This window comes from Micromonospora sp. NPDC051924 (genome assembly GCF_055586005.1).
In genome coordinates, this window is the sequence record NZ_JBVJJA010000006.1 from 1 (window position 1) to 17,381 (window position 17,381).

The 17,381-nt window shown below is 73.6% G+C and carries 13 protein-coding genes; 9 read left to right on the plus strand and 4 right to left on the minus strand.

Annotated elements, in window-relative coordinates:
• The first annotated feature begins 177 nt into the window (after positions 1-177).
• Both ACZ6S5_RS06220 and ACZ6S5_RS06225 read left to right on the plus strand, forming a co-directional pair.
• Positions 178-516, plus strand: a complete 339-nt coding sequence (locus ACZ6S5_RS06220) for an ArsR/SmtB family transcription factor (protein ID WP_465998306.1) — start codon at positions 178-180, stop codon at positions 514-516.
• Between the two features lie 41 nt (positions 517-557).
• Positions 558-2,219 carry a SulP family inorganic anion transporter gene (locus ACZ6S5_RS06225; protein ID WP_465998669.1) on the plus strand — a complete coding sequence of 554 codons (1,662 nt, stop codon included), beginning with the start codon at positions 558-560 and terminating at the stop codon, positions 2,217-2,219.
• Here the strand turns inward: ACZ6S5_RS06225 and ACZ6S5_RS06230 are convergent.
• On the minus strand, positions 2,216-2,938 hold the full coding sequence (locus ACZ6S5_RS06230) for a hypothetical protein (protein ID WP_465998308.1): 723 nt from the start codon (positions 2,936-2,938) through the stop codon (positions 2,216-2,218). The genes ACZ6S5_RS06225 and ACZ6S5_RS06230 overlap by 4 nt on opposite strands.
• A gap of 41 nt (positions 2,939-2,979) precedes the next feature.
• Positions 2,980-4,827 carry a dihydroxy-acid dehydratase gene (gene ilvD / locus ACZ6S5_RS06235; RefSeq protein ID WP_465998310.1) on the minus strand — a complete coding sequence of 616 codons (1,848 nt, stop codon included), beginning with the start codon at positions 4,825-4,827 and terminating at the stop codon, positions 2,980-2,982.
• 129 nt (positions 4,828-4,956) lie between these two features.
• Here ilvD and ACZ6S5_RS06240 point away from each other — a divergent pair, with 129 nt between their 5' ends.
• The 5 genes from ACZ6S5_RS06240 to serA all read left to right on the plus strand — a co-directional run bounded on the left by ACZ6S5_RS06240 (position 4,957) and on the right by serA (position 13,077).
• The gene (locus ACZ6S5_RS06240; RefSeq protein WP_465998671.1) at positions 4,957-7,392 is read left to right on the plus strand and encodes a putative bifunctional diguanylate cyclase/phosphodiesterase; all 2,436 of its coding nucleotides are present in this window, start codon (positions 4,957-4,959) and stop codon (positions 7,390-7,392) included.
• Positions 7,393-7,574: 182 nt separating this feature from the next.
• Positions 7,575-9,509, plus strand: coding sequence for an acetolactate synthase large subunit (locus ACZ6S5_RS06245; protein ID WP_465998311.1), 1,935 nt, complete (start codon positions 7,575-7,577; stop codon positions 9,507-9,509).
• Positions 9,509-10,024, plus strand: a complete 516-nt coding sequence (ilvN, locus tag ACZ6S5_RS06250; RefSeq protein ID WP_148797876.1) for an acetolactate synthase small subunit — start codon at positions 9,509-9,511, stop codon at positions 10,022-10,024. Before ACZ6S5_RS06245 ends, ilvN begins: the two co-directional genes overlap by 1 nt.
• A 94-nt stretch (positions 10,025-10,118) precedes the next feature.
• Complete coding sequence (ilvC, locus tag ACZ6S5_RS06255) at positions 10,119-11,132, plus strand: ketol-acid reductoisomerase (protein ID WP_465998314.1); 1,014 nt, start codon at positions 10,119-10,121, stop codon at positions 11,130-11,132.
• A gap of 346 nt (positions 11,133-11,478) precedes the next feature.
• Complete coding sequence (gene serA / locus ACZ6S5_RS06260; protein WP_465998316.1) at positions 11,479-13,077, plus strand: phosphoglycerate dehydrogenase; 1,599 nt, start codon at positions 11,479-11,481, stop codon at positions 13,075-13,077.
• A gap of 64 nt (positions 13,078-13,141) precedes the next feature.
• Here the strand turns inward: serA and ACZ6S5_RS06265 are convergent, their stop codons facing one another.
• Both ACZ6S5_RS06265 and ACZ6S5_RS06270 read right to left on the minus strand, forming a co-directional pair.
• On the minus strand, positions 13,142-13,498 hold the full coding sequence (locus tag ACZ6S5_RS06265) for a hypothetical protein (protein WP_465998318.1): 357 nt from the start codon (positions 13,496-13,498) through the stop codon (positions 13,142-13,144).
• Between the two features lie 336 nt (positions 13,499-13,834).
• Positions 13,835-14,710, minus strand: coding sequence for an FAD:protein FMN transferase (locus ACZ6S5_RS06270; protein ID WP_465998320.1), 876 nt, complete (start codon positions 14,708-14,710; stop codon positions 13,835-13,837).
• A gap of 221 nt (positions 14,711-14,931) precedes the next feature.
• Between ACZ6S5_RS06270 and ACZ6S5_RS06275 the strand changes: the two genes are divergently transcribed.
• Both ACZ6S5_RS06275 and ACZ6S5_RS06280 read left to right on the plus strand, forming a co-directional pair.
• Entirely contained in the window at positions 14,932-15,963 is a 1,032-nt protein-coding gene (locus ACZ6S5_RS06275) for a 3-isopropylmalate dehydrogenase (RefSeq protein ID WP_465998322.1), read from the plus strand.
• Between the two features lie 204 nt (positions 15,964-16,167).
• Complete coding sequence (locus tag ACZ6S5_RS06280) at positions 16,168-17,265, plus strand: branched-chain amino acid aminotransferase (protein ID WP_465998324.1); 1,098 nt, start codon at positions 16,168-16,170, stop codon at positions 17,263-17,265.
• Positions 17,266-17,381: the final 116 nt, after the last annotated feature.

The window sequence follows — 17,381 nt, forward strand, 5'->3', positions numbered from 1 at the left end:
CCCCCCCCCCCCCCCCCCCCCCCCCCCCCCCCCCCCCCCCCCCCCCCCCCCCCCCCCCCCCCCCCCCCCCCCCCCCCCCCCCCCCCCCCACCGCTCTTCAGGCATCTGTGCCCCTGTCGCTGAGATTTGAAGATTTCTGCAAGTGCTAAAGTCTTCAGCAACTCGGGAGGGATGTTCATGTCGGTGCCGCTGTACCAGGCGAAGGCGGAGCTGTTCCGCACCCTCGGGCATCCGGTCCGGATCCGGGTGCTCGAACTGCTCCAGGACGGACCGAAGCCGGTCCGCGACCTGCTGGCCGCCATCGACGTGGAGCCGTCCAACCTCTCGCAGCAGCTCGCCGTGCTGCGCCGCGCCGGCATGGTCACCTCCCACCGGGAGGGCGCGCTGGTCATGTACTCGCTGAGCACCCCCGACGTGGCCGACCTGCTGGCCGCCGGCCGGCGCATCCTCGGCGCGGTGCTCACCGACCGGGACGCCCTCCTCGACGAGCTGCGCGCCTCCGGGACGGACCGGTGAGCAGCGAGACGATCGAGCGCGCTCCTCGGGCCGGCGAAACGGTGCCGACCGCGGTCCGGGACCGGATCCTCGGGCTGCTGCCCGGCCGGGGCGACTGGACGGCCGTGCGCCGCTCGCCCCGACGCGACCTGCTCGCCGGGCTGACCGTGGCGGTGGTGGCCCTGCCCCTCGCGCTCGCCTTCGGCGTCACCTCCGGGCTCGGTGCGGAGGCCGGCCTGGTCACCGCCGTGGTCGCCGGGGCCGTCGCGGCGATCTTCGGCGGCTCCAACCTGCAGGTCTCCGGCCCCACCGGGGCGATGACCGTCGTCCTGGTGCCGGTGGTGCAGCGCTTCGGCCCCGAGGGTGTGCTGATGGTCGGCGCCCTGGCCGGGCTGCTGCTGATCGCCCTCGCCCTGGCCCGCCTGGGCCGGTACGTCCGCTACCTGCCGACCCCGGTGATCGAGGGCTTCACCGCCGGCATCGCCGTGGTCATCGCCCTGCAACAGGTGCCGGCCGCGCTCGGCGTCACCGACGCCCGGGGCGAGAAGGTCTGGGCGGTGGCCGCCGATTCGGTCGTCCGGTTCGCCGGGCATCCCCGTCCGGTCGCCGTGGCGATGGCGCTCGGCGTGGCGGGGCTCATGCTGCTCGGCGCCCGATGGCGGCCCGGCGTGCCGTTCTCCCTGCTCGGGGTGGCCGCCGCCACGGTCGTCGCCGAGCTGGCCCCGATCGACGTGGTGCGGATCGGCACCCTGCCGCAGGCGCTGCCCGCGCCGTCGCTGGACTTCCTCGACTTCGGCGCGGTCGGCACGCTGCTGCCCAGCGCGGTTGCCGTCGCCGCCCTCGCCGCGCTGGAGAGTCTCCTCTCCGCGACCGTGGCGGACGGGATGACCGTCGGCCAACGGCACGACCCGGACCGGGAACTCTTCGGCCAGGGCCTGGCCAACCTGGCCTCCCCGCTCTTCGGCGGCATCCCCGCCACCGCGGCCATCGCCCGTACCGCCGTGAACGTGCGGGCCGGGGCGTCCTCGAAGCTCGCCGCGCTCGCCCATGCGGTCGCCCTCGCCGCCATCGTGCTCGCCGCCGCTCCGCTGGTCGGCCGCATCCCGCTCGCCGCCCTGGCCGGGGTGCTGCTGGCCACCACCGTCCGAATGGTGGAGGCAGCTTCGCTCCGGGCGCTGCTGCGGGCCACCCGCGCCGACGCGGTGGTGCTGGTGCTGACCTTCGCGGTCACCGTGATCTGGGACCTGGTCACCGCGGTGGCGGTCGGGCTCGCCGTGGCGGTCGTCCTCGCCCTGCGCGCGGTGGCCCGCAGCGCCCGGCTGGAGCAGGTCCCCCTCGACCAGGGCGAGCACAGCGCCGAGGAACACGCGCTGCTCGCCGAGCACATCGTCGCGTACCGGCTGGACGGGCCGCTCTTCTTCGCCGCCGCGCACACCTTCCTGCTGGAACTGGCCGAGGTGGCCGACGTGCGGGTGGTGATCCTGCGGATGTCCCGGGTGTCCACCGTCGACGCCACCGGCGCGCAGGTGCTCGGCGACGCCATCGAGCGGCTGCGCGGCCGGGGGATCACCGTGCTGCTCTCCGGCATCACCCCCGGCCACGACCAGGTCCTCAGCGCCCTCGGCGTCGCCGAGCAGTTGCGCCGCGACGGCCTGGTCTTCCCGGACACGCCGGCCGCCATCCGGCACGCCCGGACCATCGCCTTCGCCGACGTTTCCCCCTAGCCGGGCAGTGCGCCCAGCCCGGCCAGCAGCTCCCACCGTTCGGCCTCGCTCAACACCGCGTACGCGGGCTCGTCGCGGCGGTCGGTCTCGGCCTCGACGGCTGCCCGTTCCGGGCCGTCGGGCAGCTCCTTGATCTGCGCGGCGGTCAGCCCGGCGGCCCGCCACGCCGTTCGGTGCGCGTCGGCGCGGTGGTGGCGCAGCGACCCGAGCCGGGTGACCAGCAGCAGCGCGGGCGTCGCGTCGGCCGGCTCGTACGGCGGGGTCATGGCGCGGAACGCCGGACCGCCGGTGGCCAGCCCGTGCTCCAGCACCCGGCCGACCAGCTCGGCGAGGCGCGGTACCGAGGCCAGGCCCGGCAGCAGGCTCGGCCCGGCGGACCAGAGCTCCTCGGCGGCCTCGGCGGTCGCCCGCTGCGCGAAGAGCGCCAGCTCCCGGCCCAGCTCGGTGAGGCGCCAGGCACCCTCGGCGTCCACCGTGGTGACGCCCTGGGTCAACTCCTGGTCCATGCTGCCGGAGGTGTAGACCAGCCCGTCGGCGAGGGCGTCGGCGGGCATCGGCCGGGCCAGCACGCCGGAGAAGAAGCTGTTCTCGTACCCCAGGTCCACGCCCCGTTCGGCGTAGAACGCCTCCATCCGGGGGCGGGCCGCCCAGCGGGCGGCCACGTACACCCGGTCGATGACCGGTCGGATCAGTCGCGCGTAGCTCACCGTCGTCTCCACGCCGCCGGACCCTACCGGCGGCGTGGAGACCCGTGGGGGCGCTACTCCGGCACCCGCCGGTACGCGCCGTCGCTCGCCGAGGTGGCCATCGAGGCGTACGCGCGCAGCGCGGCGGACACCGGCCGCTGCCGTTCGGTCGGGGTGTACGGGCGGTCCCGCTTCTCCTCCTCCACCCGGCGTGCCTGGAGCACGTCGTCGGGCACGGCGAGTGCGATGGACCGGGCCGGGATGTCGATGACGATCTCGTCGCCCTCGCGCACGAGCGCGATCAGGCCGCCCGAGGCCGCCTCCGGGGAGACGTGACCGATGGACAGCCCGGAGGTGCCGCCGGAGAACCGGCCGTCGGTGAGCAGCGCGCAGGAGCGGCCCAGCCCTCGGCCCTTGAGGAACGAGGTGGGGTAGAGCATCTCCTGCATGCCGGGGCCGCCCTTCGGGCCCTCGTACCGGATCACCACCACGTCCCCGGCGACGACCTCCTTGGCCAGGATCGCCGACACCGCGTCGTCCTGCGATTCGTAGACCTTGGCCGGCCCGCGGAAAGTCAGGCACTCCTCGGGCACCCCGGCGGTCTTGACCACGCAGCCGTCCGGGGCCAGGTTGCCGTGCAGGATGGCCAGGCCGCCGTCGGCGCTGTACGCGTGCTCCCGGTCCCGCACGCAGCCGCCCGCCGCGTCGGTGTCCAGGGACGACCAGCGGTTGGTGGTGGAGAACGGCTCGGTGGTCCGCACTCCGCCCGGGGCGGCGTGGAACAGCTCGACCGCCTCGCGCGTCGGCGAGCCGCCCCGGACGTCCCAGTCGGCCAGCCACTGCGCCAGGCCGGGGGAGTGCACCGCGTGCACGTCCCGGTTGAGCAGGCCGGCGCGGTCCAGTTCGCCGAGGAGGGCCGGGATGCCACCGGCCCGGTGCACGTCCTCCATGTGGTACTGCGGCGAGTTCGGCGCGACCTTGGCCAGGCAGGGCACCCGGCGGGAGATCGCGTCGATGTCCGCCACGCTGAAGTCCAGCTCCGCCTCGCGGGCGGCGGCGAGCAGGTGCAGCACGGTGTTGGTCGAGCCGCCCATGGCCACGTCCAGCGCCACGGCGTTCTCGAAGGCGGCCCGGCCGGCGATCGCCCGGGGCAGCACCGAGGCGTCGTCCTGCTCGTACCAGCGCTTGGCGATCTCCACGACGGTGCGGCCGGCCTCGACGAAGAGCGAGCGGCGCGCGGCGTGGGTGGCCAGGGTCGACCCGTTGCCGGGCAGCGCCAGGCCGATCGCCTCGGTGAGGCAGTTCATCGAGTTGGCGGTGAACATGCCGGAGCAGGAGCCGCAGGTCGGGCAGGCGGAGCGCTCGATCTGGCCGAGCTGGTCGTCGGTGACCGCCTCGTTGGAGGACGCGATCATGGCGTCGATCAGGTCGATCTTGGAGTGCACCACGCCCTCGATCGCCACCGTCTTGCCGGCCTCCATCGGGCCGCCGGAGACGAACACCGTCGGGATGTTCAGCCGCAGCGCGGCCAGCAGCATGCCCGGGGTGATCTTGTCGCAGTTCGAGATGCAGACCAGGGCGTCCGCGCAGTGCGCGTTGACCATGTACTCCACCGCGTCGGCGATCAGCTCCCGGCTGGGCAGCGAGTAGAGCATCCCGCCGTGCCCCATCGCGATGCCGTCGTCGACGGCGATGGTGTTGAACTCCCGGCCCACCCCGCCGGCCTCGGCCACCGCGTCGGCGACCAGGCCGCCGAGGTCCTTGAGGTGCACGTGACCTGGGACGAACTGGGTGAAACTGTTGGCGATGGCGACGATCGGCTTGCCGAAGTCGTCGTCGGTCATCCCGGTGGCCCGCCAGAGGGCCCGGGCGCCGGCCATCGTCCGACCGTGGGTGGAGGTCCTCGACCGCAGCTCAGGCATGCCTACCAGTCTGGCACCACCGTCGCGGCGCCCCCAGGGCATGCGTACCGTGTCCCAACAGTTGCGCACCCGGTGCCCCACGGAGTGCGCCCATCCGGCACAGTTGACGTCGTGCACCTCCCCCCGGGCATGCTCGCCGCCGCGGTGCTGAGCGGGCTCGTCGCCGCCGGCGCCACCGCGTTGCTGGCCGCGTCCGCCCGCCGTCGGGGCGGCCCGCACCGCCAGGCGTACGCCCTGCTCGCCACGGCCGCCGGCGGTGCGCTGGTCAGCCTGCTGGCCGGGCTCACCGGCGCGCTCTCCGCCGGCGACCACTGGGCACACCAGCAGGGGCAGCGCACCGGGTGGGCGACCCTGGTCTCGGTGGGCACCACGATCAGCGGGGTGGCGCTCGGCGTCGCCCTGCTCCGGCTGCTCGGCGCCGCGGCCACCCGGGCCGCCACCGCCCGGCTGATGCTCGACGGCGTGATCATGGCCAGCGCGCTCTGGTTCGTCGGCTGGGTGGTCTTCACCGAGCCCACCCGGCTGCTCGGCGCGGTGACCCCGGTGGCCTGCGTACCGATCGTGCTGGCCACCGTGAGCGCCGCGCTCGCCGCCGGGCTCACCCTGATCATGGTGCTCCGGGCCGTGCCGCCGCGCGGCCGGCTCGCCCTGCTCGGCGCCGGGCTGACCGGGGTGACCAGTGGCGGTCTGGGCCTGTCCGCCGGGCTCTGCCAGGCCGGGCCGGGGATGGCGGCCACCGGCGCGGCGCTGCTCGCCGCGGGCCTGCTCGCCGTCGCCGTGGCCGTGCACCGGGTCGACCTGCCCGGGCAGGTCGACGTCGACCTGATCGGCCGCGACGGCGAGTACGCCTTCGTGCCGATGTTCGCGATGGCCGCCTCGGCGATGTACCACCTCGTCCAGGGCGGCCGGTTCGACGCGTTCGGCATCGTGGCCGGCAGCGTCGAGGGCTTCGCCCTGGTGGCCCGGCAGTACCTGGCCCTCAACGACGTGCGCGGGTACGCCGGCCGGCTGGCCGAGCGGGAGGCGCACTTCCGTGAGCTGGCGCACACCGACCAGCTCACCGGCCTGGCCAACCGGCGCGGGCTGCTGCGGGCACTGCACCGGTGCGCCGAGGCCGGGGTGCCCTGCGTGCTGCTCGGGATGGACCTCGACGGCTTCAAGAACGTCAACGACATGCGCGGCCACGACGTCGGCGACGCGGTGCTGGCCGAGGTCGGCCGGCGGCTGCGCGCCAACCTGCGCCCCGGGGACCTGGCCGCCCGGCTCGGCGGCGACGAGTTCGCGGTGCTGACGTACGGCGGCAGCGACCCCGGCCCGGTCGCCGAGCGGCTGCTCGGGGTGCTCGGCCGCCCGTACGAGGAGGGGGACGGGCCAGTCTTCCTCTCGGTCAGCATCGGCGTGGCCACCAACACCGGGCAGACCGACGTCGAGCTGCTGCTGCGCAACGCCGACCTGGCGCTGCGGTACGCCAAGCAGCGGGGCAAGAACCGGATCGAGCGCTACGACGCCACGTACGACCAGGTGCTGAGCCGGCGGACCAGGCTGGAGCACGAGCTGCGCGGGGCGATCGAGCGCGACGAGCTGCGGCTGGTGTTCCAGCCGGTGGCCTCGCTGCCCTCGGTCCGCCCGGTGGGGGCGGAGGCGTTGCTCCGCTGGCACCACCCGGAGCTGGGCAACGTCCGACCGGACGAGTTCATCCCGCTCGCCGAGGAGTGCGGGATGATCTCGAAGCTCGGCGCGTGGGTGCTGCACCAGGCCTGCTACCAGCTCTCCCGCTGGCTGGCCGACGGGCACGACGTCTGGGTCTCGGTGAACGTCTCCCCGCGCGAGCTGCACGCCCCGGAGTACGTGGTCCAGGTCGCCGACGCGCTGCGCGCCCACCACGTACCGCCGCAGCGGCTGGTGCTGGAGGTCACCGAGCACGCGGTCGCCACCGACCTGGACGAGCTGATCCGCCGGCTCAGCGCGCTGCGCCTCACCGGGGTGCGGATCGCGTTGGACGACTTCGGCACCGGCTACTCCTCGCTGGGCCAGCTGCGCCGGCTGCCGATCGACATCCTGAAGATCGACCACAGCCTGGTCGCCGAGCACGAGCCGGTCCGGCCGGTGGGCCGGGACGGCCCGGCGTTCGCCCCGATGGTGGACATCGTGCTGCGCCTCGGGCACCACTTCGGCCTGGAGGTGATCGCCGAGGGCGTCACCAACCCGACCGAGCTGGCCGCGGTGGTCGCGGCGGGCTGCCGCTTCGGCCAGGGCGCGCTCTTCGGCTGGGGGGTGCCGGCCGAGCACCTGGAGGCGATGCTGGAGGCGGCCAGCTCGCCGGGGGCGCGGCCGGCCACGCTGCCCCCGCCTCCGCCGGCCCCGCCGGTGCGGCCCGGCCCGTCGCCCCTGCTGCCCCGGCTGCGGTCCAATCCGCCCCCGTCGGTGCCCGCCCCGCGTCCCTCGATCGAGGGGTCTTCGCAGGTGGCACCGGTCGCCGAGAGCGTTCCGAGGCCCGACACGCCCACGTCCGTGAACCAGAATGTGGGATCAGTTGACTCATCGCGTGAGATGCGTCAGGCTTAGCCCATGTCGTCGAACCGGTCGCTGCGAGTACTTACCTGAGCGCACTCTCCCTCCTCGAGAGTGCGCTGGCCCCCGTGCATCTGCACGTGGGCTTTTTTGTTGCCGTCGGACCATCGCCGGGACGGCCGCCGTCCCACTGAAGACAAGCGCATCACCCACTCCAGCCGAAGGCCTGAACCGCCATGACGAGACCCACGCCAGAGACCCTCGCCCACTCCGCCCGGCGAGCCCGCCCGGCCGCCGAGCCGGCCGGTGACACCGACCACGCCCCCACCCCCCGCAACGGGTCCGCCCCGGCCGCCCCGGCCGTAGCGGGAACGGGCGCCCCGGCCGGCGCGGACCGACGCACCGCGACCGAACGGCGGCCTGCGCCGGCGCAGGTCTCCGGCGCCGGCTCGCTGGTCCGGTCGCTCGAGGCGCTCGGTGTCGACGTCGTCTTCGGCATCCCGGGCGGCGCGATCCTGCCGGCGTACGACCCGCTCTACGACTCCAGCGTCCGGCACATCCTGGTCCGTCACGAGCAGGGCGCCGGCCACGCCGCCACCGGCTACGCGCAGGCCACCGGCAAGGTGGGCGTCTGCATGGCCACCTCCGGCCCGGGCGCGACCAACCTGGTCACCCCGATCGCCGACGCGTACATGGACTCGGTCCCGCTGGTGGCGATCACCGGCCAGGTCGCCCGTCCCTCGATCGGCACGGACGCCTTCCAGGAGGCGGACATCCAGGGCATCACCCTGCCGATCACCAAGCACAACTTCCTGGTCCAGACCGCCGACGAGATCCCGCAGGTCCTCGCCGAGGCGTTCCACCTGGCCTCGACCGGACGGCCCGGCCCGGTCCTGGTGGACATCCCCAAGGACGTGCTTCAGGCGCAGACCACCTTCGCCTGGCCGCCGACCCTGGACCTGCCCGGCTACCGGCCGACCCTGCACCCGCACGGCAAGCAGATCCGCGAGGCGGCCCGGCTGATGGCCACCGCCCGCCGCCCGGTGCTCTACGTCGGCGGCGGCGTGCTCAAGGCCGGGGCCACCGACGGGCTGCGCCGGCTGGCCGAGCTGACCGGCATCCCGGTGGTCACCACCCTGATGGCGCTCGGCGCGTTCCCCGACTCGCACCGGCAGCACCTGGGCATGCCCGGCATGCACGGCACCGTCGCCGCGGTCTACGGCCTGCAGAAGGCCGACCTGATCGTCGCGCTCGGCGCCCGCTTCGACGACCGGGTCACCGGCCGGCTGGACTCGTTCGCCCCGGACGCCACCGTCGTGCACGCCGACATCGACCCCGCCGAGATCGGTAAGAACCGGCACGCGGACGTGCCGATCGTCGGCGACGCCCGGCACGTGATCGACGAGCTGATCGCCGCGGTCACCAGCGAGCGGGCGGCCCACCCGGCGACCGACCTCGCCGACTGGTGGACCCAGCTCGACGACCTGCGCAAGCGCTACCCGCTGGGCTACGAGGAGCCGGCCGACGGCACCCTCTCGCCGCAGTACGTGATCAAGCGGCTGGGCGAGATCGCCGGCCCGGACACCGTCTACGTGGCGGGCGTCGGCCAGCACCAGATGTGGGCCAGCCAGTTCATCTCGTACGAGAAGCCGTACACGTGGCTCAACTCCGGCGGCCTCGGCACCATGGGATACGCCGTCCCGGCGGCGATGGGCGCCAAGGTCGGCAAGCCGGACACCACGGTCTGGGCGGTGGACGGCGACGGCTGCTTCCAGATGACCAACCAGGAGCTGGCCACCTGCGCGCTGGAGGGCATCCCGATCAAGGTCGCCGTGATCAACAACGGCAACCTGGGCATGGTCCGGCAGTGGCAGACCCTCTTCTACGGTGAGCGCTACTCCAACACCGAGCTGGGCACCCACAAGCACCGCATCCCGGACTTCGTCAAGCTCGCCGAGGCGCTCGGCTGCGTGGGCCTGCGTTGCGAGAACGCCGCGGACGTGGACAAGACCATCGCGGCCGCCATGGAGATCAACGACGCCCCGGTGGTCATCGACTTCGTGGTCGGCAAGGACGCCATGGTCTGGCCGATGGTGGCCGCCGGCACCAGCAACGACGAGATCATGTTCGCCCGGGGCGTCCGCCCCGACTTCGACGAGGACGAGCTGTAATGACGATGCACACTCTCAGCGTCCTGGTGGAGAACAAGCCGGGTGTCCTGGCTCGGGTCTCGGGGCTGTTCTCCCGGCGGGGCTTCAACATCGACAGCCTCGCGGTCGGGGAGACCGAGAACCCGGACGTCTCCCGGATCACCATCGTGGTCAACGCCGAGTCGTCCCCGCTGGAGCAGGTCACCAAGCAGCTCAACAAGCTGGTCAACGTACTGAAGATCGTGGAGCTGGACCCGCAGGTCTCGGTCGCCCGGGAGCTGCTGCTGGTCAAGGTCCGGGCGGACCGCAACGCCCGCGGGCAGGTGCTGGAGACGGTGAGCCTGTTCCGCGCCCGGGTGGTCGACGTCGCCCCGGACACGCTGACCATCGAGGCCACCGGCACTCCGGACAAACTCGACGCGCTGCTGCGGGACCTGGAGCCGTTCGGCATCAAGGAGATGGTCCAGTCCGGCACCGTGGCGATCGGGCGCGGCTCGCGCTCGATCACCGCCGGCCCCGCCCTGCGCGCCGCCTGAGCACGACCCGGGTGGCGCGGCGTCGCGCCACCCGGACCCGCACCACACGGATTCACGACGGGCCGCCGGGCACCGCCGTAGGAAAGGGAAGTCAATGAGCGTTGAGGTTTACTACGACGACGATGCCGACCTGGGCCTGATCCAGGGCCGCAAGGTCGCCGTGATCGGCTACGGCAGCCAGGGTCACGCCCACGCGCTGTCGCTGCGCGACTCCGGCGTCGACGTGGTGATCGGCCTGCCGGCGGGCTCCAAGAGCCGGCCGAAGGCCGAGGAGCAGGGCCTGCGGGTGCTCACCCCGGCCGAGGCGGCGGCCGAGGCCGACGTGATCATGATCCTGGCGCCGGACACCGCGCAGCGTGCCCTGTACGCCGACGCGATCGCGCCCAACCTGGCCCCGGGCAAGGCGCTCTTCTTCGGGCACGGCTTCAACATCCGGTACGGCCTGATCAAGCCCCCGGCCGACGTGGACGTGGCGATGGTCGCCCCGAAGGGCCCGGGTCACCTGGTCCGCCGCCAGTACGTCGACGGCAAGGGCGTGCCCTGCCTGGTCGCCGTCGAGCAGGACGCCAGCGGCAACGCCTTCGGCCTGGCCCTGGCGTACGCCAAGGCGATCGGCGGCACCCGGGCCGGTGCGATCAGGACCACCTTCACCGAGGAGACCGAGACCGACCTCTTCGGCGAGCAGGCGGTGCTCTGCGGCGGCGCCGCGGCGCTGGTGCAGACCGGCTTCGAGGTGCTCACCGAGGCCGGCTACGCCCCCGAGGTGGCCTACTTCGAGTGCCTGCACGAGCTGAAGCTGATCGTCGACCTGATGTACGAGGGCGGCATCGCCCGGATGCGCTACAGCATCTCGGACACCGCCGAGTACGGCGACCTCTCCCGCGGCCCCCGGGTCATCGACTCCCGGGTCAAGGAGGAGATGCGCAAGATCCTCGGCGAGATCCAGTCCGGCGAGTTCGCCCGCGAGTGGGTGGCCGAGGACGAGGCCGGCCGGCCGAACTTCGCCAAGTGGCGGGCGGAGGGCGCGGCGCACCCGATCGAGGAGACCGGGCAGAAGCTGCGGGCCATGATGAGCTGGGTCGACCGGCCCATCACCGAGACCGCCTGACGAGCCTTCCCGCACGGGGCCCCGCGGCCCGCGACCCGACGCTCTCCCCGGCGTCCGGTCGCGGGCCGCGCCCGTCCGGGGTCGATCGCCGGCCCGGTCCATCTGGTGGGACCGGGTGACGGACGCCTCGGGCGCGCGGCCGGCGGTGAACGGGGGGTGACGAGCGTGCGACGAGGCTGTGTGAGGGCGCTCACCCCGCAGTCCGGGACACACCGCCGGAACCGCCCCCTACGATCCTTCATAGGTGCGTAATCGGCACCTGACGGCCATGGCACGGATCAGCGCAGGGCGCAGCGCGGCGTCCCGACGCCCCAGGCCGACCGCATACGAGCGTCTACGAGGACCGATGAATCCTGTCGTACTGATCGCCGAAGAACTCGCTCCCGCCGCCATCGAGGTGCTCGCGCACGACTTCGACGTGCGTCACGTCGACGGCACCGATCGCCTGGCCCTGCTCTCCGCGCTTTCCGAGGCCGACGCCGTGATCGTACGCAGCGCCACCCAGATCGACGCCGAGGCGATCGCCGCCGCGCCGCGGCTGAAGGTGGTCGCCCGGGCGGGCGTCGGCCTGGACAACGTCGAGGTGCCGGCCGCCACCGCGCGGGGCGTCATGGTCGTCAACGCTCCCACCTCCAACATCGTCTCCGCCGCCGAGCAGGCCGTCGCGCTGCTGCTCGCCGTCGCGCGGAACACCGCCAGCGCCAGCTCCGCGCTGAAGGCGGGGGAGTGGAAGCGGTCGAAGTACACCGGCGTCGAGATCCAGGGCAAGACCGTGGGCGTGGTCGGCCTCGGCCGGATCGGCGTGCTGTTCGCGCAGCGCATCGCCGCCTTCGGCACCCGGCTCATCGCGTACGACCCGTACATCCAGCCGGCCCGCGCGGCCCAGCTCGGCGTCCGCCTGGTCGGGCTGGAGGAGCTGCTGCGGGAGAGCGACTTCATCTCGATCCACCTGCCCAAGACCCCGGAGACCGTCGGCCTGATCGGCGAGAAGGAGCTGGCGATCGTCAAGCCGGGCGTCCGGATCGTCAACGCCGCCCGCGGCGGCCTGGTCGACGAGCAGGCCCTGGCCGACGCCATCGCCGAGGGCCGGGTCGCCGGCGCCGGCGTCGACGTGTACGCCAAGGAGCCCTGCACCTCCTCGCCGCTGTTCGCCTTCGACAACGTGGTGGCCACCCCGCACCTGGGCGCGTCCACCCACGAGGCGCAGGACAAGGCCGGCCTGGCCGTGGCGAAGAGCGTCAAGCTGGCGCTGCAGGGCGAGTTCGTGCCGGACGCGGTGAACGTGCAGGCCGGTGGCGTGGTCGCGGAGGACGTCCGGCCGCTGCTGCCGCTGGCCGAGAAGCTCGGCCGGGCCTTCACCGCGGTGGCCGGCGGGGTGGCCGCCAGCGTCACCGTCGAGGTGCGCGGCGAGATCGTCACCCACGACGTCTCGGTGCTCAAGCTCGCCGCCACCAAGGGGCTGTTCAGCTCGGTGGTGGAGGAGCAGGTCACCTACGTCAACGCGCCGCATCTGGCCGCCGAGCGCGGTGTCGAGGTCACCCTGAGCACCCAGGCCGAGACCGTGGACCACCCCAACCTGGTGACGGTGCGCGGCGCGCTGCCCGATGGCCGGACGGTCAGCGTCTCCGGCACGGTGACCCACACCGGCACCCGGGACGTCCTCAAGCTGACCGAGGTGGACGGCTTCGACGTCGAGATCGGCGCCGAGGGCATCCTGGTCTTCCTGCGCTACGTCGACCGGCCGGGCGTGGTCGGCACCGTCGGCACGCTGCTCGGCGAGGCCGGCGTGAACATCGCCGCCATGCAGGTGGCCCGGCGGGAGGCCGGTGGCGAGACGCTGATGACGCTCACCGTCGACCAGGCGCTCGGCGCCGACCTGCTCAGCTCGGCCGCCGACTCGATCGGCGCGGTCGCGGCCAGCGCCGCCGACCTGCGCGACGAGTAGGTCCGGACAGGACGGATCGGGGGCCCGGCCGGACGGCCGGGCCCCTCGTCATGTCCGGGTCAGCTCAGGGGGCGACGCGGGCGGGCGGCGCGTAGACCGAGCCGTCCTGCGGGTCGAAGAGCATCAGGGCGTGCTCGCCGGCCAGCCGCTCGATGTCGAGCAGCACCTGGTCCGCACAGGTGGGGAGCAGTTGCATCGCCACGTGGTCGGCGGCCGTGTGCAGCGGGGCGACCTCCCACGGGGTGCCTGGGCCGGCCGGGCGGTCCGGGTAGGCGCGGGTGATCGCCCGGTAGAAGTTGACCACCCGCGGGTCGGGGTACTGCTCGCCGTGCCGCCCCTCGCGGCACCGCGACACCGCTGCCCGTACGTCGTCGGGCGTGGCTCCGGGCGGGAGGGCCCACACGCTCAGATCGAAACTCACGGCGGACAGCGTGCCATCCCCGGTCCGCGCCGTCACCCCTGCCCCACCGCAGGTTAACCCGGTGTTGACCGGCCGGGTGTCGCGACGGTCCGCTGTGGAGACTCTTGCGTCGAGTTGCGTCGATTCGCTAGCGTACCGGTGCGGTCACTGGCTGAGTTGGGACTCCGGCCCGTCTTCGGGTGGCGCGGTCGTTCGTCCGGCCCACCAGCCCGCACCCCTCGATTGCGCGAGCCACGCGCACTCGTCGCTGACCGGCCCCCACGGTCGTTGCCGAGACCGTGGGGGCCGATCGCGGACCGCGTCCCGGATGCGAAGACGGGGCGGGGGTCTCGGCGTTCAGCGCCGATGGTGGGTGAAGAGCGCCCGATAGTCGGAGCCGTTGCGGAACCAGGCCAGCCCGGCCGGCCCGGCGGCGTAGAGCGCGGTGGCGTAGGCGTCGGCGACCGCGAGATCCGGCCCCACCACGGTGGCGGAGACGAGCTGGTCGGCCGGCTCGCCGGTGTGCGGGTCCACCACGTGCCCCCGGCGCCCGGTGACGCCGGAGGTGCCGACCGCGCCGGCCGTCATCTCCAGCACCAGCGGCGCCCGGCGGGCGTCCGTGGGGTGGTGCACGGCGACCCGCCACGGGCCACCGTGCGCGGCGTGGCCGCGTACCGTCAGGTCGGCGCCGCAGAGCACCGCGTAGTCGTGCACGCCGGCGGCGCGCAGCCGGGCCGCGGCCCGTTCCACCGCCCAGCCGCCGAGCAGGCCGCCCGGGTCGAAGCCGCCGGGCACCGCCCAGGCGTCGAACCACCCGTCGGTGGCCGCCCGCATGGCGGCGCAGCGGTCCACCAGATCGGCCAGCGGGGGGTACGACTCGGGGCTGATCTCGCCCCGCCGCAGCTTCGACACCAGGCTGTCCGGCTGGTTCGGCCCGTAGGTGAGGTCGATGGCGCGTAGTTCGGCGACCGCGTCGCGCAGCGCCTCCCCGACCCCGCGTCGGCCGAGCCAGTCGGGAGCGTTGAGCAGCACCGTGTACTCGGCGGTGGAGGTGCGGACGGTGTGCTGGACGCTGATCCGGTCGACGGCCGCGCCGCCGGCCCGGTCCAGCCGGTGGCTGCGGGCGCCGAGGCGCAGGTCGGGGCGGGGGCGGACGAAGGCCGACTGGTCGATCCACCGGGTCCGGGGCTGCTCGTTCGTCCAAGCCGCCCGTCGCTGCTCGTCGATCCGCATCGCTGCTCCCTCGCTGGCGACGCCGCAGCGTCGCGGCGAAGCCGGTCCCGGGCCCCCGTCGACCCGCTCGCACCTGACCATAGGGGCTGGAGTTGATCGCCCCATGAGTGACACCTGAAAGCATCCTGAGTGTTCTGGTTTCCCGAATCGTGGAAGACGCGTACCGGGAGCCGGGACGGCGACGTACCGTTGCGCAGAACGACGAGGTGAGGAGCGGTCAGGTGGCACGCATCGCGGTGGTGGCTGGGGACGGGATCGGACCCGAGGTGGTCGGGCAGGCCCGCAAGGTCATCGACGCCGTGCTTCCCGGGGTGGAGGCCACCGAGTACGACCTCGGCGCCGCCCGCTACCACCGCACCGGCGAGGTGCTGCCCGACTCCGTCCTCGACGAGCTGGCCGGGCACGACGCGATCCTGCTCGGCGCGGTCGGTGACCCGACCGTGCCGGCGGGCGTGCTGGAGCGCGGCCTGTTGCTCAAGCTCCGGTTCGCCTTCGACCAGTACGTCAACCTCCGCCCGTCGCGGCTCTGGCCGGGCGTGCCCGGCCCGCTGGCCGCGGTCAAGCCGGGCGAGGTCGACCTGGTCGTGGTCCGCGAGGGGACCGAGGGCCTGTACGCCGGCGCCGGCGGCTCGCTGCACCGGGACACCCCGGCCGAGGTGGCCACCGAGGAGAGCCTGAACACCCGGCACGGCGTGGAGCGGGTGATCCGCGACGCCTTCGCCCGGGCCCGCCGCCGCGAGCGGCGCAAGGTGACCCTGGTGCACAAGACCAACGTGCTGACCCACGCCGGGTCGCTGTGGGCCCGCGCCTTCGAGTCGGTCGCCGCCGAGCACCCCGACGTGACCACCGAATACCAGCACGTCGACGCCGCCGCGATGTTCCTGGTGACCAACCCCCAGCGGTACGACGTGGTGGTCACCGACAACCTCTTCGGCGACATCCTCACCGACATCGCCGCCGCGGTGACCGGTGGCATCGGGCTGGCCGCCAGCGGCTGCATCAACCCGGAGGCGCGCTACCCCTCGATGTTCGAGCCGGTGCACGGCTCCGCGCCGGACATCGCCGGCAAGGGTGTCGCCGACCCGGTCGCCGCCGTGCTCTCCGCCGCGCTCCTGCTCGACCAGCTCGGGCACGCCGACGCCGCCGCCCGGGTCACCGCCGCCGTCGGCACCGAGCTGGCCGCCCGTACGTCGGGCGCCCCGCTGCGCACCGAGGAGGTCGGCGACCGGCTCGCCGGGTACGCCGTAGCCTGACCCCGGGTCCGTGGGTGGCCCGGGTACGGGCCGCCGGACCCGTGCCCTGGGGACCGCACCACCGGCCGGCCGTAGCGCCATCCGGTGGTCTCGATGTGTCGGGGCGGAGCTATCCGCTGAACGACCGTTCGGGGTAAGTTTCTGGCACCAGTGACGTCGGCGTGCGATCCCGCATGCCGTGGGACCCGCAGGGAGGTCAGCGCGATGAGCGGTGGTGACAAGCTCGATTTCGAGATCCGTCCGAATCCCGCGCCGGTATCCGCCGCCGACCGGGCCGCCCTGCTGGCGAACCCGGGGTTCGGTCGGGTGTTCACCGACCACATGGTGACGATCCGGTACGCCGAGGGGAAGGGCTGGTACGACGCCCGGGTGGAGGCCCGCGCGCCGATTCCGATGGACCCGGCCGCCGCGGTCCTGCACTACGCGCAGGAGATCTTCGAGGGGCTGAAGGCGTACCGGACCGGGGACGGGGCGGTCACCATGTTCCGCCCCGAGGCGAACGCGGCCCGCTTCGTCGCCTCGGCCAAGCGGCTGGCGATGCCCGAGCTGCCCCCGGAGACGTTCGTCGAGTCGCTGCGCCGGCTGGTCGAGATCGACCAGGAGTGGATCCCGGAGCACGAGGATGCCAGCCTCTACCTCCGCCCGTTCATGTTCGCCAGCGAGGTGTTCCTCGGCGTCCGCCCGGCCAACGAGTACCTCTACTGCGTGATCGCGTCGCCGGCCGGCGCGTACTTCGCCGGCGGGGTCAAGCCGGTGACCGTCTGGGTCTCCCCGGACTACACCCGGGCCGCGCCGGGCGGCACCGGCGCGGCGAAGTGCGGCGGCAACTACGCCGCCTCGCTGGCCGCGCAGGCCGAGGCGATCGAGGCCGGCTGCGACCAGGTGGTCTTCCTGGACGCCGTGGAGCGGCGCTTCGTCGACGAGCTGGGCGGCATGAACGTCTTCTTCGTCTACGACGACAACACCCTGGTCACCCCGCCGCTGACCGGCACCATCCTGCCCGGCATCACCCGGGACGCCGTCCTCACCCTGGCCGCCGAGGCCGGGCACCGGGTGGAGGAGCGGCCAGTCAGCTTCGCCGACTGGCAGGCGGACGCGGCCAGCGGCCGGCTCCGTGAGGTCTTCGCCTGCGGCACCGCCGCGGTGATCACGCCGATCGGTGGGGTGCGCTTCCCGGACGGTGAGTTCCTGGTCGGCGGCGGTGAGCCGGGCCGGTCCACGATGGCGCTGCGGCAGCAGCTGGTGGACATCCAGCGCGGCCGGGCGGAGGACCGGCACGGCTGGGTGCAGCGGGTGCTCTGACCTGCCCTAACGCACCCGGCGACCGGGTTGCACAACTGACTGTCCGATAGCCGACATCGCCTCCGGCGGTGTCGGCTGTTTTTCCTGGTAGAAGCACCCGTCACGGTGTGTCACCG